The organism is Anaeromusa sp., from assembly GCF_028691475.1.
Taxonomy (GTDB): Bacteria; Bacillota; Negativicutes; order Anaeromusales; family Anaeromusaceae; genus Anaeromusa.
In genome coordinates this window covers 1-20,939 of the sequence record NZ_JAQUZF010000043.1, presented here as the reverse complement: position 1 = coordinate 20,939, position 20,939 = coordinate 1, and the positions used below count along the sequence as shown (strand labels likewise).

Below are 20,939 nucleotides of genomic sequence, written 5' to 3'. Positions count from 1 at the left end.
TATTTACAGTATAGCGCTAGAGAATCGCCGCGATAGTAACATCGGACTGCATGATCGGCAAACGCAAAACAAACTCGGTACCGCCTTCGCCACTGGTAAAAAAGATTTCCCCATGATGCTTTTGCACGATAATCTCATAAGAAATGCTTAAGCCCAGCCCGGTGCCCTTGCCCACCGGCTTCGTCGTAAAGAAAGGCTCAAACAAACGGTGACGAATGTTTTCCGGAATGGGCGGCCCGTCATTGTAGATGGAGCAGCGTACCCAGCCATCTTCTTGGGACGTCTGAATGCGGATGAGTCCCTGTCCTTCCCTTCCTTCCGATTGTATCGCCTGAGCGGCATTAACCAAGAAATTTAGCAACACTTGGTTAATTTGACTGCCAATCGCTTGAATCATCGGCAGCGGCGCCAGCTTTTTTTCAATCTTAGCGACATATTTGATTTCGTTACGCGCCACAATAAGGGTCGTATCCAAACCGCTGTTCAGATCATACTCACCGAACTGTTCCAACGAATCCACGCGCGAGAACACGCGCAACGCTTTGACAATTTTGCCGATACGTTCAATGCCGTCCTTTGTTTCTTCAAAAAGTTCCGGCAAATCTTCTAACATCAGCTCCAATTTGGCGCTTTTTTCCTTTTCCCGTATGCCTGCAGCAATTTCTTGAACCGCCTCTTCGACTTCCGCCTGCTCCAGCGCATTTTTGTACGCCTCGATCAGCTCACACAAGCGTTCTACATAGCGTTGCAGCATCGAAAAATTACTGCTCACAAAGCCCAGGGGATTGTTTATCTCATGGGCCACGCCGGCTGCCAACTGGCCTACGCCGGCCAATTTCTCCTGCTGCACCAATTTGCTCTGCGCCTGCTGCAGCGTGGTCAGCGCCAGAGAAAGCTCACCGTTGGTTTCCTCCACTTCCCGTTGGACGCATTCTCTGCGTTTCACCTCTTCTTCCAAGGCTTCCATAATACGGGCGTCGTCTACCACCAGCGCCAATAAATCGGCCAATTGGACCAAAACATTTTTGCGCGCCTCCGTAAACTCCCCTTGTTCCCGGCGGCGCCCCAGCACCATTACGCCAAAGACAACGCCGCCCCGCGTCAGCGGCAGCGCCGCCATGTGGCACAAATCACTCCAAGAAGATCCTTGCAAGCGATCTTCCCAGATCGAATAGTCATTAACAAAAAAAGGTTCCGCCTGTTCCCAGGCGCGCCCCACCATATGCCGCCCTCTGGAAATACAGGCTGCAATTGGTTCCATGGGCATCCCTTCTTGTACCGCCAAACGCATGCAGTTTTCTTTTTCATCCAACAAGTACACCGAACCTAGCGCCGACGCCGTCAGCCGCAACGATTGCTGCAGCACGCGCCCCAAAGTCGCCTGCACATCGCGTTCCTGCAAAAAATCGAAACTAATCTGGCGCATTTGCAGCAACATGTCATTTTGAAAAAGAATGCGCCGCATCAAAGCGGAATGTTCCAGCAGGCGGCCCAAGCGCTGACGCATGACGACTAAATTTACCGGTTTAAGGAGATAATCGTCGCCGCCGGCGGCAAAAGCCTGCTCAATGGTATCGCTGGATTCATCATGGCCCGTAATAAATAAAATCATCACATGAAAGGAGTCTTCCAGCTCCCGAATGCGCCTGCAGGCTTCCACGCCGCCCATGCGCGGCATCTCTACATCCATCAAAATTAGGTCCGGCGGCTGCTCTTGATACATCTCAACCGCTTCCACGCCGTCTTTTGCTTCCCGGCAAATGTAGCCGTCTTTCTCTAACGCATTTATCAAGATGGCCCGGGAAAAACGATCATCGTCAACCACCAAAATATTCCATGGTTGATTTTGCTCGTTCATGGCCTTCACCTCCTCACTTCGTTTCTGGTTCCGCCAGCAGTTTGGTCACCGTCTCCGGCTGGAGCCCGACAAAACGCCAAACCGATTCGTCTACGCAATAAAGTTCTTTTTTCAGCAACTGACCCCAGGAATAACTGTTGGCAATATGAACCAGGCACAAAAGATCCTTATGCACAACATGCTCGGCCAACGGCTCATGGTGATAAAGCGCCGCCTCCACCAGCGCATAAGGAAGCTGCCACCAATGCAACAGATACCCGCCCAGCTCGTTATGGGCGACGCCGAATTTTTCCCGCTCCGCCGTCATCAAGGCGTTTAGACCGCCAGCCAAAAGCTGCTCTTTATACCACGGCCAGGGCAAAAAGGTTTCGCCAAATCCTTTTAGCAAGGCTACTACCCCTAAGTCATGCAACAGCCCTACGGAAGCAAACTCTTCCAAAATATTTTTTTTATAGACAGCTTGGTATAAGCGATGCACAAAACGGTTCACTTGTACGGAATGACGCCAAAACAAGTCCAATACCTTCCGTTCCGCCAGCCCTACGGAGGGCGCGGCAAAAAGACCGCTTGCCAAGACCAAGTCTCGCAAGACATTCAAGCCCAAATAGGAAATAGCCTGCTGCACCGAGCCAATCTTCGCCCCATAAAAAGCAGCGTTCGCCACTTGCAGCAATTTGCCGGCTATCACCGGGTCTGACTCTACCAGCACCGCCATCTCTTTTACGTCCGCTTCTTCTTCTATGAAACGACATAGCTTTTCATAGGTTTCCGGCAAAGCAGGCAGTTGGCCCAAAAACTCAATTTGCGCCAACAGCTTTCTATCCCGCAACGTGCTCTGCAGCCGCAACACCTTGTCTACAAGGGTTACTAATTCTTCATTGTTCCACGGTTTGAGCAGATACATCTGCGCGGAACCGTCCAGCAGCGACGTAAACACCTGGTTTTTCTCCGCAAAGCCGCTGAGAATCAGACGCATGGTTTGCGGATACAGCTCTTTTACGCGCCGCAATAGTTGATGCCCGTCCATTATAGGCATGCGCATGTCGCTGATCACCAAGTCCACCCGCTGCAGCTGCAAAAACCGCAACGCTGCATCGCCGTTCTCCACAAAGAACAATTCGTATTCCGCATCTTGAAACAGTCTCCGCAACGAACGCAAAATCGGTTTTTCATCATCAACAAAAAGAATGGATGCTTTCAACCGGTCCGCCTCCCTTCGCCGCCGCAGCGGCCGCGCCTTAAAGCAGCGAAAATGGCTGCCCTATCTTCAGTACCCGTCGATCCGCCAGCTCCGCTTCTTCAAACCAAGTCTCGCTATCGCGAAGATGTTCTTTAAAGAAATTTTCCAATTGCCGCTGGCTTTCACTCGCCAATGGAGTAATCAACAACACTTCTAGAACAAGTTTTTTCTCGCCTTCCCGGCGCAGCGCCACCTGCCCTTGCAACAATGTCTGCGCCTCATTTAGAAAGGTTTTGATCAGCAAGGCAGGCAAAAATCGCAAGCCCCGTACGTTTCCCACCGCTTCGTGATTTTCCAGAACCCTCTCTTCTGATCCTGTATACTCTACCAACCACTCTTTGAGGTGTTCCGCTTCTTCTTGCAAGGCAAAGCCTTCCGGCGTAAGGCCGGCGCTATAGGCCTGAATCCAACGGGCCGCCGCCTGCAGCACCGCTTCTCCCGCACCAGCCTGACGCGCTTTTTCCGTTTGCACGCTCAACGCCAGAATACGCCCTAAGCGAAACTCCTGTTCCTTCATCTTCCCTTCCATACGGTCCAGTACTTTTTTATAAGCGTTATTACGAGACTCCAAGGTCTCTTTCATGTTTGCTTCCATTTTTTTCAGTTGATAGTATTCTAAGGCCCGATAAATAAAGCGAGAAAAATCATCATCCCAAGGCTTCGTGATAAAGCTGAAAACATCGGCATGATTCACCGTCGCTAAAACCTGGCTCAATTGCGTGTACCCCGACAAAACCATGCGCACCGTAGCGGGAAATTGCTCCTTAGCCAGCTTCAAGAGCTGCAAGCCATCCATTTCCGGCATGCGCATATCCGTAACCAGCACGGCAATATTCCCAGCTTCCAATAACGCCAACGCTTCTTTGCCGCTTTTAGCAAAAAGCGCCTCATAGTCTTCTTCCTGCACCGCCCGGCGAATCGCGTTAAGTACATTTGCTTCATCGTCTACAAAGAGCACTTTCAGCTTTTCTTGCTTGGACATACGAACGCCCTCCCTTATTTACAAAGCCCCTTGGCTTTTACGAGCCTGCGAAGCCAGCTTCACCGCAACAACCAACATTAATCAAAGTATTTCCACAAATTTTACAAATTTCCTGCGCTTCTTCTTTAGTCACCCAGCACGACTTTACTTTTTTTGCTTTCTTTTCCTTTTCCTCCCAGCCACAGGCAGGAAGAGCCTCCAGCGCCCAGAATAAAGTAAAGATATCACTGCCGCGCCGAGGAAAGGAGACTGCTTATGTCTATGGACCGTCAACAGCCAATCGCCCTTGCCAACGGCGTTTACTGGGTGGGTGCTGCCGGCAACCAGATGCCGCTGAACTGCAACCCTTATTTGATCGTTGCTCAAGAGGAAGCCGTACTCATCGATCCGGGCTCCCCCCTGGACTTTCCTCAGGTCTGGAATAAGGTAACCCAGCTCATTCCCATCGAGAAATTGCGCTACATTGTGCTGCAACATCAGGACCCTGATTTTTGTGCCAGCGTCCCTCTTTGGGAGCAATACTGCTTTCAGGGCCAGCTCGTGGCGCACTGGCGCGCCATTCCTATGATCAAATGCTACGGGGTCCGCTCGGAGTTCTACAATATCAGCCAACAGAAGCACCGCCTGGTCTTTGGACAGGATTATGTGCTGCAATTCTATCCCACGCCGTACTTGCATTCCCCTTGCGCCTTTGCCACCTATGACCCGCAAAGCCGCACGCTTTTCTCCAGCGATCTTTTCGGGGCTCTCACGGAGACGGCCCCGTTGTTTGCGGACGAATGGAGCAGCCTCAGCTACCTGGAAGCTATGAAAGCCTTTCACGAGCACTATATGCCTTCCTCCGACATCCTGGGAGCCGCCATGGACGTATTTGCCCAGCTGGATTTAGAGCGAATCGCGCCGCAGCACGGTTCTGTCATTCGCCAGGATTTGCCGCTATACATAGACGCGCTGCGTCACCTGCCCTGCGGTTCCCTGCTGCAAACACAACCCAAACAGCTGCGTCCTCAAGACAGCTATACACCGCTGCTCAATCAAGTGCTGCAGCGCCTTACCGGTCTGCTCTCACAGCAGCATATTTATAGTATCTTTACAAACACTTCTTTCTCACTCCAGCCAGACTCGCCGCAGCTCGCCGCTGATTTCCCCGGGTCCGAAGAAAACTGGCATGCGTTCTTCGCCATCCTGCACCAGCACGGCGGCCTGGATTTACTGCTGCAATTAGAACCCCTAGTACGTCAGCTCACCAATACCTATACCGCCGCCACGCCGCAAATCTATGACACCGTATTATTTTCTCTGGAAAAAGAAACCCAACGTCTGCATCAGGAAAACCTGGCGCTGTTGGAAAAAAATCTGCGCATTCAAGAACATGTCCAGCATGCAGCCAGCCATCTGCTTCAATGTCCCATTACCAAGCTCAGCAATGAAAAGGTGTTTCTGGAATACCTGGAAGAACAATGCAAACAAGCACGGCGCCAAGGGCCGCCAGGAGTGCTGCTGCTCATCGGCGTGGACAATCTGGCTCAAGTCAATCTCCGACACGGCAGCCGGGCTGGCGACGAACTGCTGCGCGGCCTGGCGCTGTTTCTCAAAGAGCACTTGCAAGCCGGCAGCCATTTATTCAAAGTCGACGGACCGGTTTTTGCCTGCTATCTGGAAGGCGCCGCCAAAGAAAACGCCTTGGCCTACGCCGAAGAGCTGCGCTATCTGGTCGAACAGTCTACACATTTTATCGAAGCCACCACCGTTTCCATCGGCGTCATTGCTTCGTCTGATCTGACCCTGCGTCAGTGCGAGGAAACCGAACTTTGCATGCAGGCTTTCTATCAAACAGCCAAGGGGCATCTCGCTACCGCCCGGCAACAGGGAAGAAACCGCGTTTTTACGGATACCGGCATTCCCGTTTCCGTTTCTTTGGGACAAATCTTGTTGGTGGACACCGACGAATTACACCTAGAAGTGCTGCGCAGCCTGCTCCAGGCGGAAGGCTTCAGCATCCTCACTGCCGCCAATGGCGAAGAAGCCCTCGCCGCAGTGGAAAAGCACCAGCCGGAGCTGATCATCTCCGAGGTGCTTTTGCCCAAAGTCGACGGCTTCGCCCTGCGAGAACGGCTGCGCCAAAATTCCTCCTCTCAAGCTATCCCGTTTTTCTTCCTGTCCCACCTTAAAGACCATGAAGGCATTCAGCGCGCCTTAGCCTTAGACGTAGAGCATTACCTGCAAAAGCCTTATATTCTGCCGGAGCTCATCGGTCTGGTACTGCTGAAGTTCCGGCAAAAAAGAGCCTTACAGTTCTAAAAGAAGAGAACGAAACGCAGAGGAACAGAGAGAAAAAAATTGAACAGGAGAATCGGAGAACCAGAGGGCTCGAATGAGGGTTGCGGAGTACGATATTTTTAAACATGAGTAGAGTGAGTAGAGTGAGGGTACGATGGGTTTATAAGAGATTTAAGAAAAGCCATAAGAAACAGAGAGAATATTGGCGAAGAGATTGCCGCGTCGCTGCGCTCCTCGCAATGACAGAACTAAGCTGGCTTGCGGGTCATTGCGAGCGCCAGCGCGGCAATCTCTCCGTTCGTAACCAAATTTTCGTAACAAATTCCACAGGGACTGATATTTTATTAACATTCTCAATCCAAGGGGCCTGCTGATTTAATGAGTGCACCGCCAGGGAAAACTTTTACGTATATCGTTTTAAAATTCCACAGGGGCTGACAGTTAGTGAACGCTCCACCAAAGAGAAAGATTTTTTCGCCAGGCGCGAAAGAAAATGCAGGCATAGTGGAGCTATGCCGAGGCTTTCTGACAACGCCTGACGGAAAAAGATCCGCTTTGGTGCGAGAGGTTCATAACTAGGCAGCCCCTGCCCAAAGAGGAGGTGACACGATGCTGGTCACTCTAGAAGAATTATATTGGCTTTGCGCCGGTTTGCTCTTATTCATCGGCTATGGTTTGGCGCTTATCGCCTACCAAAAGTACCGCCTGCACCGCCGCAAAAAGCAGCAGCTGACCTTAAACCGCAACCTGCTGCAGGGCTTTGCTTATTACGACGACGAAACCTTGCTTCCTTGGATTCACAAGGCCAAACGCAGAGCCTTTGACCTGCTGCAAGATCTAACACAGCTGCACCAGCTGCACAAAGATCCTCGCAATCGATTCGTCAAAGCCCTGCGAGAAACAAATGTTGAACGCCGCTACCACCAACAATTACGGTCCTCCTTCGCGGCACGCCGCCGCAAAGCCGCCCTCCTCTTAGCCGCGCTGCCCTGTTCCAATACCAACCACGCCTTAGAAGAAGCCTTACCAAAAGAGCAGGACCTACAAACCAAACTATACCTATGCGCGGCTTTAGCCCGCCTTGAAGACGTCAAGGCCATCCCGCTTATGGTAGAAACACTGCCCGGAGCGCCGCAATGGTACCGAACTCGCGTCAACATGCGTCTAGCTTCTTTCGGCAAGGCCTTTCACGATTACGTACCGCAGCTGACAAAGCGGACGGAAATGGAAATTCAGAGCCTGCTAGTGGATTTTGCCGCCATCTATCCTTCGGCTGCCTTGAAGAAATATCTGCTCCAGTGCATTGCTTCTCCTGTCAAAGACATTGCCTACCGCGCTACGCGCAACTTGGGCATTTTTTACTGCCATGAGCTGAAAACCCCGCTATTTCTGGAAAATCCGGATCCAGTCATACGCAACATCACCATTCAGGCCTTGAGCTCTATTCCTACTGTGCGCACCTTAGAGCTGCTGCTGCCTCTGTTAGCACAGCCGCGCCACAGCGACCAGGCTGCATCAGCCATGTCTTCTATTGTCCAAAAAAAACCGTTTTTATTGAATTTTATTCTTGAAGAATTTCAAAAAGAACATGATGCTTCTACGCAAAATGCTTTAGCAACGGTCCTAGCTAACCGGCTGGAATATTTGTTGATGCGCCTGACCGCCGGACCCGACCCGGTACTGGACCGTACCTTGACCCGTCTTATCCAAGCAAAGAAAACCAATGCTATCATCGGTCTTTTACGGCGCAATCATTCCCAAGAAATAGAGTTAATCTTGCTAAGGCATCTACGCCGTCTGCTTCCGGAGCTTCCTGACGTGCGCCAAGAGCTGCGTCTTTATCTGCCGCCAGAAATTTTGGAGAAACTCGGCGAAACACCGCTGCCGCAAGAAGCAAAACGCCGCGAACATGTGGTCGATCATGAAAAAGTGTTCTACCTGCGCCTTCTGCTGCCTTTCGCTTTTTTATCAGTTCCTCTTGTCTACATCGTTCGGTACTGGGAGCAGCTCTGCTCTTGGACGCCCTATATGCATCTAACTCAGTTTGTTCTGGACTTTAACTACTATATTGCTTTTTATTCCCTCGCCGTCAACGGGGCCTCACTGCTGCTGCTATTTTTCTCCCTCCAAGCCATCCGCAAGCAGGCGGACGCGTGGAACACCAAAAAACGCAGCTTGCTCTTCCGTCCCCGCATACTGCCGGGCATTACCATTATCGCCCCGGCCTATCAAGAAGAAAGCACCATTATTGAAAGCACGCGCTCTCTTTTAAACCTTCATTATCCCAATTATGAACTAATCGTAGTCAATGACGGTTCTAACGACAACACCCTGAATCAATTGATTGAACACTTTCAATTGGAAAAAATCGATCGTTTTGTGCCGCAGCGCCTCAAAACCCAGCCTATCCGCGGACTCTACGCTTCTAAGTCCATTCCTAAGCTGCTGGTAGTCGACAAGGCTAACGGCGGCAAAGCGGACGCCCTCAATGTGGGCATCAACTTATCTGGCAAAGAGTTTTTCTGCGGCATTGATGCCGACTGCCTGCTGGAAAAAGACTCTCTGATTAAGCTGGCTTCTACCATCCTGGACGCACCGGAAGAACCGGTCGCCGTGGGCGGCAATATCTTTCCGGTCAATGGCTGCAGTGTAGATCGCGGCGAACTGACCCATATCGGCCTTCCTGCCAGCCACCTGGCACGTTTCCAGACCATTGAATACCTGAGGGCCTTCATGGCCGGCCGTCTCGGCTGGGCGCAGATCAACTCCTTGTTGATCATTTCCGGCGCTTTCGGCCTATTCAACAAAGACCGCGTTGTTGAAATTGGAGGCTACCTTACCAGCAGCGAACGCTACAAAAAAGACACCGTCGGCGAAGACATGGAACTGGTCGTGCGCCTGCGGCGTCATATGTGCGAACAAAATAAGCCGCACAGCATCCTTTACGCTTTCAACGCCAACTGCTGGACTGAAGTTCCTGAACCGCTGTCCGTCCTGCATCGCCAGCGTGACCGCTGGCAGCGGGGCCTCATCGACATCCTGTTTTTCCATCGCAAATTGCTGCTCAATCCCCGCTATGGCCGTTTGGGGATGGTGGCCTTACCGTATTTCTTCCTTTTTGAAATGTTCGGTCCGTTTTTAGAAGTGCAAGGCTATGTCATGGTTGTCGCTGCCGCTTGCCTTGGTTTGCTCAACCTGCCGCTTGCTTTGCTGCTGCTGCTAAGCAGCGTCCTTTTAGGAGTGCTTGTGTCGGTGTTCTCTCTTGTCATTGTCTCCCGGGAAAATGATTATTTCCCCGGCCCCTACATGGCTACCTTGCTAGGCTACGCCATTTTGGAAAACTTCTGGTTTCGGCAATTGGCCAATTTTTGGCGCGTCACAGGCTACTTGAATACCCTGCGCCAGCAAACAGGCTGGGGCAACATGAAGCGCCAAGGCTTTCAGCAAAGCGAAAAGCCTGCGGAGCAGGAGGGCGCGGGGAAAAAGTAACACAGAAGACACGGAACACAGAGTAAGCAGAGTAACAGAGGAAAAGCCAGAGAAATAATGGATTGAACAAGAGAATCGGAGAACCAGAGGGCTCGAATGAGGATTACAAGGCACGTATTTAATCAATATATTTTTCCAAGACCCAAGGGTCCTGCTGATTTCATGAGTGCACCGCCAGGGCAAGAGATTTTTTCGCCTGGCAAGGAAGAAGGCCGCAGGAATAGCGGCGCTCTTTCAAGGTTTTCTGACGCAGCCAGGCGGAAAAAGAATTGCCCCTGGCGCGTGATACGAATACATTAGCAGGGCCCTGCAAAAAGAGGAGGAGAGTATGAAAAAAGCGCTTTTTTTCCTGTGCTGCGCCGCCAGTTTAGTTTTCTACGGAACGGCGGAAGCGGCGACAGATGCAAAAAAAACAATCGTTGATACTAGTTTTACTTACAGCACCGACAGCGACGGCGTAACATCCCGCAGCATGAAGATTACCGATGAAAAAGCGGAGAATCCTCTGAGCTACACTCTGTATCTCACACGCCTGGGTCAGAAATACCGTCCGTCTATTGATGAAAAAACATTGGTCTTCAAATGGGTGCGCCCTTTGAAAAATGAAGCCAATCTCACCATGTGGGGCGGCTACACGAAAAACGATTTGCGCAGCTTTGTTCCTGCCGCGCTTATGTATGATCAAAGTATCAGCGACACCCATCACGCCTGGTACAGCGTCGGCCGCGAAAGCATCGGCACGATTCCGGCTAACGAGCGCAATCTTTTCCGCAGCAGCGTCGCCGCCAGCCATATGTGGCGCACTAGTCCCGGTGCTTCGCTGGCATTAGAGGCCAATCAATGGTTCTATAGCGACCAAAATCGCGAACAAAAATACGTCCTTTCGTATACGCAAAAGCATTCCGCCCGTTTTGAAACCATCGCTTCTTACGCCTACCATGACGCCAAGTTTACCCAGCCCGGCATTTACTGGGTACCCCAGCAAGAGCACCGTCTCAGCATTACGCCTAAATACGATATCCCCCTCGGCAACGGCACACTGGCGCTTGCCTGGGAGCAAGGCCTCTGGGCCCGCAATAAAGACGGCAGCATCAAAAGCTACAAAGGCACCGTCTCCTATCGCCAGGGCCGCTTCAACGCCGGCGTAGAATATCTGCATGACGGCGACTACAATTCCCATCTCTACCGCTTAGATTATCAATTGCTGTTGTAGTTGAAAACGACGGAGAGATATTTTAACAGGAGTAGAGGGAGTAAAGTGAGGGAACGGCAGTTCGTTTCATAAATTTTGGTATAGCAAAAAATCAGGCAAGCGAGCTCGGCTAGTGCTCTCTTGCCTGATTTTTTTAATTGACCCTCCTTCGAGCCCTCTATGGATGTCGGTTGCCATGCCATCCCTGGCGCAACCGACCCTAAGCGCGTCCAGCGCCGTCGCCGATTCTCTTGTTCCAAACCCGTCCCTTCTCTTGCGTACCCTCCCTCGACTCTCGCGACTCTTGTTCAAAATTCCGTGTCCCTATTCTCTAGCTAAGGTGTAGTAAAGGTTAGCACAGCTTCGCCCGCCGGAGCGCTTATCAGCACCTGGCCGCCTTGGATACGCCCCGGTCCGCTTTGCAGCATCCAGCCAGCAGGCACCTCCAGCGGCAGCTCTTCCACCGCCTGAGGCAGGCGCAGCCGCACCTGACGCAGTTGGCCCTGGACCAATACATCCGTCTCCGCCGCATCCCGCGCCGCCCACCAGCGGCCATATTCGCCTAAAGAACCAAACCAAGCCTTGTCTTTAAGGGCATTCACCAGCCCCTGCTCAAAAGCCAGCTTCTCGCCCAGCACGTTGGGATGAATCAGCACATTCAACAAGCCGCCGTACCGGGCGACCTTCGCGCTCAGCGCCAGCGCCTTGTCCAAGCGCTTGTCCATGGGCGGGTCCAGTTCATCTTCAATGGCAATAGGAAATTCGTATACCGGCACCTCACCTTGGCTGCTCCGCGAGTAGTTCAACTGGAAAGGTCGCTGCGTCAAAGCCGTATTGGCCGTCACATTCGAACTGTAGCGATAACCAGTCGCCGCCAGCGCCTGGGGCAACGTCAGCGGATTTTGCAGATGTCCCGCCCGGAAAGAAGCCACGGCTGCGCCGGTTCCTTGTTCTAATAAGAATTTGCTGACCCGCAGCTCGCCCAGAACCGTAGCGTTATGAATGGCGTACCGGCCGCTGATGAAAGGCTGGTAGGAAGGATACGATTCCGCGCCGCTTCCTAAAGGCAGGTCGGCAAAAACATAGGAATGACTGACTGTATGGCTGCCCACTTCCATACCTAATTCCTTCAGCTTGCGCAAATACGGCAGATAGGCCTCGTTAAAGAAGATTTCATCATAGTAGTCGCGGATGTATTTTGTTTGGATAAAGTAAGTCCCCCGAATGCCCATGGATTTTTCATATTCCGCATAGGCCAAAGCATTGACTACCGATTTGGTAAAATCCACGTCATGCGTAAGCAAAACGGCAAGCGCCTTGCCGGACGGAACAGAACCCAGGAAGACGGCATTTTTTTCCGCGTTCCGATATACTTCCTTCAGCCATTGCAGCAAGATATCCAAAGATGGCTCATAGTCGTTCACATAGCTTCGCGCGCTGCTTTCGGCGCGGCTGTTATAGCCTGTCAAAAGCCAATGCCCCAAATCCAGTCCTACTGCATACGCCGCCCCGCCGCCGTAATCCTTGCGAATAATGGCCGCCTTGCCGTCTTCGTACGCTGCTACAACCTTACCTGTAGGGAAAAGAAAACTGTACGTTCCCAAGACGGCTTCCGGCGCACTGCCATTAATAGTCAAAGCTGCCTCCCGGGCATCGTCCAACGCCCAAGACAACGCTCCTTTTTGAAAAGACAGGCTTTTCTGCTGCCGCGAAGGAATGGCTTCCGTAAAACCAAACAAGTTTCTCATGGAATTAGCCAACGGCTGCACCGCCACTAGGACGCCGCCGTTTTGCACATGCTGGGACAACGCCGCCACCGCCTCTGTCGAAACCGTGCCGCCTGAAATCATAGGATACGCCAGAATCGCCTTGTGGCGCAACGCTTCCCGGTAATCCTTCGTCAGCCGAAAGGGAATACCGGCGCTCTTTAGGCCATGCGCCAACCCCAGCCAGTCCGACTTCACATCGGTCACTAACACCGCCAGACGACTGCCTTCACCTTGATCATAACGCCCCCAGCTGTCTTCCACCGGCGCCACTGCACTGGGGGCGGCCGGGCCATTTACGCCAGGAGCAACATATAAATCGGCAGCTTCCACACGAAAAGAACCGGAATTGTCGATTTGACGAGGCTGTCTTGGATCGCTGGGCCCTACCTGCCCGTAGGCGGCTGCCGTGCTCATGCCAAGAATCCACCCAAACAAGCAGAACACCGCAACTTTAAGAAACTCTCTCATTGCATCCTCCTTACGACCACGGCCGATACTGAAAGTCATGAATTACTACTTCCACGTCCTTGCCATTCTGCGGCTGCCGTCCTCCATAGAGCCACAAATTCATGCGCACCTGCAGATGGCGCCGTTCAAAAAGCAGGTCTCCTAAAACCGGCTTCTTCGGGTACTGCCAGCGGGCAAAGACAGCTTCTTCGTCACTGCGATGCCCGTATTGACCGACAAAGCGCAACTGCTCCGGCAGCCACTCGATCTGATACGTACTGTAAGTTCCTTCCGGCAAAACAAAGCGAAAGGGCTGCGCATCATGGCGCTCCTGCCGGTACAGGCCGAACAAGCCATTAGGGTTTTGCGCCCGCCCCCAGCGCGCCACCTCCACATCCGCCTCTTCTAAACTGGCCGGATGGTACAAAAATAAGCCCAGCACTACCTGCGGATCCAGCCGATCCAGTTCACCAATGACTTGAAACGAAAAGCGGCCATAGGAAAAATACTCTCGGCTGATCACTTCGGCGCAATACCAAAGGCCTCTCTTTTCCAAACGCAAATGCAAAGCGCCGGCTTCATCCACCCAGGCCTGACGGGAAGACCAGTGATTCTTGCCTGGATAGTCATAGCCGTCCTTCACCTGCCATTGATAGCCTGCAAAGGACAATTCCGCTGCAGCCCAAACGCTGGCCGGCCAAACTAACAGCAAGACCAAACAGGCAAACACGAGCCTTTTTCTCATAGCCTTCTCCTTTGCAGACACAAGACGGTAAGCAAAAAAGGATTATCGTCTTGATACAGTTCGCGCCCAAACAAGAGGTTCCTGCTCTAAAATGCCAATTTGACAGCACAACGGCCACGCAAAGACTGCGAATTCCGCAAATTTTCACCAAAGTCTTTTATGAACCTTCTATTTTTGCTATGATAGACATGGATAGATCTAGGCAAAGGAGACTTGCGACTTGTTAAAGAAAGAACAGCAGTCCATTACCCTCTTTACCGTCTTTGTTCTGTCCGGCATTTGGGCCGGCGTCATCTTCTTTACATACCAGGAAAGTCAATCTGTCAAAGAAGCCTTCTCCGAGCGTCGTTCCCTTTATTACATAGCAGCCACTGTGTTCAGCGCGCTGCTGCTTAGCTATGCCATTTACCTAATACGCAGCAAAAAGCAGGCGTTGCTCTTGGCCGAAGCCAAGGAAGAACAAGAACAGCTGCTGCGGCTGTACGCCAGCAAGCTTCCGGACCCGTGCTTCATTATTGCCGAAGACGGCACCTACATGGACATCATCGGCCCGGAGGACAAGCTATTCATTTTTACGGCGGAGCAGGCTATCGGGCGAAACCTGGGCGATTTCTACCCTCCTCGGGAAGTGCAGGAGGTGTTGGAAGTCATCCGCCACACCATCGAAAGCGGCGAACCGCAGGTGACGGAATATACGCCGCAGTTTCCCTTTGGCGGCACCCGTTGCTTTGAAGTTCGCACCTCCCCCATTGACCGCCTGGTAGAGGAAAAAAGAGTGGCCATGATGGTAGTCATTGATATCACCAGCCGTAAGCAGGCATTGGAGCACATCCAGTTCATGACCGATCATGATTCCGTCACAGGCCTCTTGAACCGCAGCCGTTTTGAAAAAGAACTGCTGCGCCTTACCGCCCCGGGCTTGCCCACCAGCTTAATTGTCTTTGACATTCACGGCCTGCGCAGCATCAATAATGCCTTCGGCTATCAAGCTGGCAATGATTTACTGCTGGCGCTGGCGCATGTGCTCAAGCAAGTCGGCGGCAAGCATTTTATCCTGGGACGCATCGGCGATGATGAACTGGCCGCCATTCTGCCGGAAAGCGACGCCGCATCCTTGGAAGCGTATCGCAGCGCGGTACTGGCGCAAATCGAGCTGTACAACCAGCTGCATCCGGAACCGGCCTTGTCGGTTCTGGTAGGGCAGGCCTTCTCCAACGGCACAACCAATCCCAGCCTCTTACTGCGCACTGCCGACGAAGCCATCCTCCAACAAAAGCAAGCTTTGCTCTGTCGCACGCAGGGAGAACGAGATTTTGAACAGGAGTAGATGGTGAATCGTATCTCTTTTGTTGAGGTTACACTTTTATTCTCAAGGTCTAGTATTTTATTATTTTTTGATACATTGTTATAAAATCAGCCGTTGTTTTCTGTTGTTTTTTGTCTTTTGTATTCTTTTCGTTGACAGATTGCACGCCCCTGCGATACAATTTAACCATCGTCGATTCGGAATTGTCCGCCAACAATTCGCGAACTCGACCCATGAAGAGTTAGACAAGCAGCGCAAGGCTGTTTGTCTAACTTTTTTTATATGCAAAGGAGTTGCGCCAGGAAGCACAACTCCTTTTTTTAAACCGTTGCTTGCTTATAATGATTCGCTCATTCCGCTCTCTTTTGCGTATAATAGAAAAACTCTTGGTCATCGTGGATCATATGATTCGTAATGATATCATCAATGAAAAAAGAACAAAACGCAAAGGAACTAATTTTTTCAGCTACATAGTCTTCTTGTAGTTTAGCTGCTTTCGCAAGTAAGGTTTTATGGATTCTTTCATGTTCTTTTACATCTGGATATCCGATTTCCTCCAATATTTGTTCTTCGCTTTCAAAATGCTTTACAATTTCTCCGACTAAATTAACCATTAGCGAAATTATCATTTTCCGATCCGTCTCCGGTTGCAAGGCATAATAAAAATACTCGCTGGCCAAATTCACAAGAACTTTATGTTGGCTATCGATTGTCGCTTCACCGCTATTCCATTCATCTCTCCATTCCACGTTCATTGATGCAACAGGAGCTAGCTTAGGGATATAGCAGACAACTCTATTTCTTCCTAATTTTTTAGCTCGATACAGCATTTCATCGGTTCGTTTATACCAAGATAAAAAATCTTCTTCTGCCTTTTTTTCGCTAACTCCCAGACTTGCGGTAACGTGACCGGCTATCGGATGCCTAGCAGTCTCCATGGCAACTCGGATTTTTTCTGCGGCACTTTCGGCTTCAATAATATTAGTGTGAGGCATTAAAACAAGAAATTCTTCTCCTCCAATGCGGAAAAAATGATCCGCGCTTCGGATAACCTTCTTAACCGTTTGCGCCGTTTGAATTAAAACCTCATCTCCAATTGGGTGCCCCCATGTGTCATTTACTTTCTTAAAGTGATCAAGATCAAATAAAATCATGGCTAAGGATTCCTCATAACGTTCCGCATGAGCAATCAATTTTACCACTTCTTGTTCAAGCATTTGTCGGTTATATAGCCCAGTTAAGCAGTCTTGCGTCGCTAGTTTTTCATTCTGCGCTTTTAGCTTCTGCGTTTCTTTTAGGCTTGTATACAGCATTTTCACACCTTGCGTCAACAAGCCGATTTCATCTTTCCGTTTCAACTCTTCTTCTAACGGAATAACCGGTCTGCCATCTACAATGCTTTTTAACGCCCCGATAATTCGTTCTAAGGGGGCAAATAAACGCACTCGGAAATATACCAACGTAAAAAGAGCAAATCCCACTGCCAGGAAAAATTGCAGCATCGCCCGCTCTAGTTGTTCTTCCGCTCTACTTTCTAAAGCGTCAACAGATCGAACCGTTTCGCGGTTCACTTCGCGGATTAATTCAAAAATAGAATCAAAGGCTTTTACCGATAAATCAGCCAAACGGGCTGCATCAGAGCTTGTTGCGCTCCCATTCATTGCTTTTTGCAATACTTCCTTTTGAAAAGGTCTATAGGTTTTATAATAATCATTGTACACTCTGTCTTTCTTTTCGGTCAGTTCCGCACGATTGATGTCAAAGACACTTTTTTCAATACCACTCCAAATGTAATCGGCTTTTGAACGATATTCAATAAAGTTCTCATATTCACCTGGAGATAACTTCTTGCCTTGATTGACCACGGAAGTTAGTGTGCTCGCACTAGAACCGCTAAAAAGACGAAACTCAACACAATCAAGCTGAAAATGGTGATAAAAGTCGAAAAAACCGAGCTCACTTGTTGGTTTTTCCATTTCTTCAATGACTTGTTTTATGTGAAAAATGATCAAAGTCGACTCATTAAACCAGGTAGTCCGAAACGAAATGTCTCGATCCGCTAAATTTAGCGAAGCTTGCACATCTGCATTCGACCGTAATTGCTTCAATTGATTATGCTGTTTTTTTAAGTTTTCCGCTTCTTCGGGGTTAAGCGAAGCAAGTCGATTAATTCCATCACTCAAAGAAGTATCAACCTGCCTTCTTCGCTCGGTAATGAAAATACGATTTGCTTCGCTAAGCGGCGTTTTTGACGTTAGCACAACATTAGTTCGTCCACGTTCAAAAGCAAGCGCTTCTAGCGTAGAAAACAAAAACATACTGCACTCGTTAATAGTCGCAATTTCTTTTGCTTTTTCCTTCTTCTCTATGACATCCACAAGCATAAAGGCGGAAGTAGAAATCAAGCTCACGTTCACTAATAAAATACAGATTAGCAGTCTTCTTTGCAAAGAACCTCCTATAATAGCAACCACCTTCTTAACGAATTTTATAAGTTTCTATTTCTCTCATCATTACCCAAACTCCTTTTTCGTAAAGAATATTACGAAAATACTCTTTGCGTACCCTCCCTCTACTCTTGTCAAAACTCATACCCCGTAACCCTCATTCGTACCCTCTCATGACTCCGGTTCTCTTGTTCAATCCCGTCTTCCCTCGCACCCCTCTTGGTATGAATTGGTTTTCATGCTAAAATGGAGGGACCGACAAATAGCAAGTAGTTGCTGATTTAGATACATGGAGGTACATCATGACACAAGCATTAAGCGCCCTTGCGGCTGAGAGCAAGCGGCGACGGACTTTCGCCATTATCTCTCACCCGGACGCCGGCAAAACAACCTTAACGGAAAAATTGCTCTTATACGGAGGCGCTATTCATTTGGCAGGCTCCGTCAAGTCTCGCAAGGCGCAGCGCCACGCCGTATCGGACTGGATGGAAATTGAAAAACAGCGTGGTATTTCCGTCACATCCAGCGTTATGCAGTTTGACTATGACGGTTACCGTATCAATATCCTCGACACCCCTGGTCACCAAGACTTCAGCGAGGACACCTACCGTACGCTGATGGCCGTAGACAGCGCCGTCATGCTCATTGACGTGGCTAAAGGCGTCGAACCTCAGACCATCAAGCTCTTCAAAGTCTGTCGCCAACGGGGCATTCCGATTTTTACCTTTGTCAACAAGTTGGACCGCCATGGCAAGCATCCTATTGATTTAATGGAAGAAATCGAAAAGGTGCTGGGCATCCAAAGCTATCCCATGAACTGGCCTATCGGCATTGAAGGCGACTACAAAGGCGTCTACAACCGTCGGGAAGGACAGATTGAGCTATTCCAGGAAGACGGCACTCATGGTCAATGGGCGCTGCCGTCCAGCAAGGGCAGTGTTGACGACCCGGCTTTTACCGAAGTCATTGGCGAAGAAACGCATCGCACGCTTTGCGAGGAAATTGAACTTTTAGACACCGCCGGCGAAGCCTTCGATATGGAACGCGTCCAAAAAGGCGAACTAACTCCCATCTTTTTTGGCAGCGCCATGAGCAATTTCGGCGTACAGCCGTTTCTGGAAGAATTCCTGCGCCTAGCTCCGGAACCGGCGCCGCGACGCTCGTCAGACGGATTAGTGCAGCCCACGGAAGAAGAGTTCTCCGCTTTTGTTTTTAAAATCCAGGCTAATATGAATCCCGCCCACCGGGATCGTCTGGCCTTTATCCGCATTGTTTCCGGTCATTTCGGCCGTGGCATGACGGTCAACCATTCCCGCAGCGGCAAGCCGGTTAAGCTGTCCCAACCGCAGCAGTTCTTGGCCCAGGACCGAACTATTATTGAAGAAGCCTGGCCTGGAGACATCGTCGGCCTTTTTGACCCGGGCGTTTTCGGCATTGGCGATACCCTTTCGGTCAACCGCAGCAGCGACTTCGCCTTTGCGGACTTTCCGATTTTCCCGCCGGAGCGCTTTTGCCGCGTCCAACCCAAGGACACGATGAAACGCAAGCAATTTTTAAAAGGCATTACCCAGCTCACCCAGGAGGGCGCTGTACAGCTGTTCCAACAAGACAATGCCCTAGCCGAAAGCTATGTCGTCGGCGCTGTCGGCCAGTTGCAGTTTGAAGTGCTGGAATACCGCCTTAAAAACGAATACGGCTGTACTATTTTAATGCAGCCGCTGCCTTACGAGCACGCCCGCTGGCTCGATGCCGGCAGTCAAGACGTAACCACCTTCAAAGGCATTGACCGCGCTATGATCGTACGCGACGCCAAAGACCGCAAAGTGGCGCTGTTCCAAAGCGACTGGGCGCTGCGCTGGTCTGAAGACAACAATCCGAAAATCGGCTTTTTGCTTTCGCCGCCAGAGCTGTAGGCCATGAACATCAATCGACGCAAAGAAATCCTCAACCTGCTCCTGCAGCACGGCTCTGTCAAGGTTTCCGTCCTGGCGGAACGCTTTGCCGTCAACGACGTCACCATTCGCCGGGATCTTAAATACCTAGCGGAAAAGCACGGCGTCACCCTCACCTACGGGGGCGCTTTTATCGATACGCCCTCCAGCACCTACCCAATCGCCGAGCTGACCCTGGCAGCCAAACGGCGGCAGCAGTACGAAGAAAAGCAAGTCATCGCCCGCAAGGCGGCTGCTCTCATCGAAAACGGCGATACCATCGCCCTGAACGCAGGCAGTACGGTAGAGTACGTCCTAGATTACCTGCCTTCGGCGGTGCAGCGCCTCAACGTACTGACCCTCTCTTTGGGCGTTGCTGTTAAGGCTAGCTCTCTGCCACAGGCCACGTTATTTCTGCCTGGCGGCAAAGTCCGTCCGGAATCTACGGAGATGTGCGGCAGTGAAACCGAACGGTTTTTGCGCCAGTTCAATGTGGACAAGGTGTTCTTCGGCGCGGCGGCGGTCCACCTCAAACGCGGCGTCACGCACCCCGTACCGGAAGAAGTCACAACGAACCGACTGATTTTGGATATCGCCGCCAAGCGCTACTTGGTCTGCGACTCCAGCAAATTTGACGGCGTCTCGCTGCAGCATATTGCAGACTTGTCCTTTTTCGACGCCATCATTGCTGACGATAAGCTGCCTGAAAGCTACCGCACTTACTGCCAGCTTAATGGTATCACGATTCTATAGGGAACTATAAATTTCGTCTAAAAATTGACAGTTCAGAAGGCAATTGACAGCTATTATCGGCTGTCAATTGCCTTCTATTTTTATGCCGCATTCGTTATTAGCAACGATTGTGCATCTCCTCGAGCCGCGTCTTTTCGTCCCGTACAGACGCTTCTTTTTTCTCTGCAAAGCAAACTTTTCTCTTGTATACAAAAGATTCCTTTCGTTCTCTTGACTTTTCTTACGTATTTCTATATCATTATTTTCAATTTAAACGTTATGTTATTATATCCTCACATTTTAGATGCACAAGCTAATGATCTCTCCAGTCATTGGCTTCTTCTTTTTCTCTCTTCAAACACTACATAACATGTTGCTTTTCCCTTGTTTATTAATTTCTTTCGCAAATTGCAAGTGCAAGTTGAACACTTTGGTAAAGTAGAACAGTAGTTTAAATTAAGCAGCATAAATAGAGTCAAGAAAGTCTTCGAAAAGGTCGTCTGGAGTTCGATAACCGAGGC

At 50.5% G+C, this 20,939-nt stretch carries 12 protein-coding genes; 6 read left to right on the top strand and 6 right to left on the bottom strand.

Features of this window, described 5'->3' with window-relative positions; translation table 11 throughout:
- Positions 1–16: 16 nt before the first annotated feature.
- Genes PHF27_RS07525 through PHF27_RS07515 form a run of 3 tightly spaced genes read right to left on the bottom strand, consistent with a single transcriptional unit; the run spans position 17 to position 4,080 of the window.
- Entirely contained in the window at positions 17–1,858 is a 1,842-nt protein-coding gene (locus tag PHF27_RS07525; RefSeq protein ID WP_300067942.1) for a response regulator, read from the bottom strand.
- Between the two features lie 13 nt (positions 1,859–1,871).
- A complete protein-coding gene (locus PHF27_RS07520) occupies positions 1,872–3,059 on the bottom strand; it encodes an HDOD domain-containing protein (protein ID WP_300067939.1) in 1,188 nt (395 codons plus the stop codon).
- A 37-nt stretch (positions 3,060–3,096) separates the two neighbouring features.
- Positions 3,097–4,080, bottom strand: coding sequence for a response regulator (locus tag PHF27_RS07515; protein ID WP_300067936.1), 984 nt, complete (start codon positions 4,078–4,080; stop codon positions 3,097–3,099).
- A 255-nt stretch (positions 4,081–4,335) separates the two neighbouring features.
- Between PHF27_RS07515 and PHF27_RS07510 the strand changes: the two genes are divergently transcribed.
- The 3 genes from PHF27_RS07510 to PHF27_RS07500 all read left to right on the top strand — a co-directional run bounded on the left by PHF27_RS07510 (position 4,336) and on the right by PHF27_RS07500 (position 11,062).
- Positions 4,336–6,381 carry a response regulator gene (locus tag PHF27_RS07510; RefSeq protein ID WP_300067934.1) on the top strand — a complete coding sequence of 682 codons (2,046 nt, stop codon included), beginning with the start codon at positions 4,336–4,338 and terminating at the stop codon, positions 6,379–6,381.
- 588 nt (positions 6,382–6,969) lie between these two features.
- The gene (locus PHF27_RS07505; protein ID WP_300067932.1) at positions 6,970–9,849 is read left to right on the top strand and encodes a glycosyltransferase family 2 protein; all 2,880 of its coding nucleotides are present in this window, start codon (positions 6,970–6,972) and stop codon (positions 9,847–9,849) included.
- A gap of 328 nt (positions 9,850–10,177) precedes the next feature.
- Positions 10,178–11,062 carry a hypothetical protein gene (locus PHF27_RS07500; protein ID WP_300067929.1) on the top strand — a complete coding sequence of 295 codons (885 nt, stop codon included), beginning with the start codon at positions 10,178–10,180 and terminating at the stop codon, positions 11,060–11,062.
- 314 nt (positions 11,063–11,376) lie between these two features.
- Here PHF27_RS07500 and PHF27_RS07495 read toward each other — a convergent pair whose 3' ends face one another.
- Entirely contained in the window at positions 11,377–13,278 is a 1,902-nt protein-coding gene (locus PHF27_RS07495) for a polysaccharide deacetylase family protein (protein WP_300067926.1), read from the bottom strand.
- A 10-nt stretch (positions 13,279–13,288) separates the two neighbouring features.
- Positions 13,289–14,002: a family 16 glycosylhydrolase gene (locus PHF27_RS07490; RefSeq protein WP_300067923.1), complete on the bottom strand. Its 714-nt coding sequence runs from the start codon at positions 14,000–14,002 to the stop codon at positions 13,289–13,291.
- 220 nt (positions 14,003–14,222) lie between these two features.
- On the opposite strand from PHF27_RS07490, the gene PHF27_RS07485 reads away from it, so the two are divergent.
- Positions 14,223–15,329, top strand: a complete 1,107-nt coding sequence (locus tag PHF27_RS07485; protein ID WP_300067920.1) for a diguanylate cyclase — start codon at positions 14,223–14,225, stop codon at positions 15,327–15,329.
- Positions 15,330–15,658: 329 nt separating this feature from the next.
- Here the strand turns inward: PHF27_RS07485 and PHF27_RS07480 are convergent, their stop codons facing one another.
- Positions 15,659–17,758, bottom strand: coding sequence for a diguanylate cyclase (locus tag PHF27_RS07480; protein WP_300067917.1), 2,100 nt, complete (start codon positions 17,756–17,758; stop codon positions 15,659–15,661).
- A gap of 299 nt (positions 17,759–18,057) precedes the next feature.
- On the opposite strand from PHF27_RS07480, the gene PHF27_RS07475 reads away from it, so the two are divergent.
- Positions 18,058–19,668, top strand: coding sequence for a peptide chain release factor 3 (locus tag PHF27_RS07475; protein WP_300067915.1), 1,611 nt, complete (start codon positions 18,058–18,060; stop codon positions 19,666–19,668).
- 3 nt (positions 19,669–19,671) lie between these two features.
- Positions 19,672–20,439 carry a DeoR/GlpR family DNA-binding transcription regulator gene (locus PHF27_RS07470; protein WP_018704470.1) on the top strand — a complete coding sequence of 256 codons (768 nt, stop codon included), beginning with the start codon at positions 19,672–19,674 and terminating at the stop codon, positions 20,437–20,439.
- Positions 20,440–20,939: the final 500 nt, after the last annotated feature.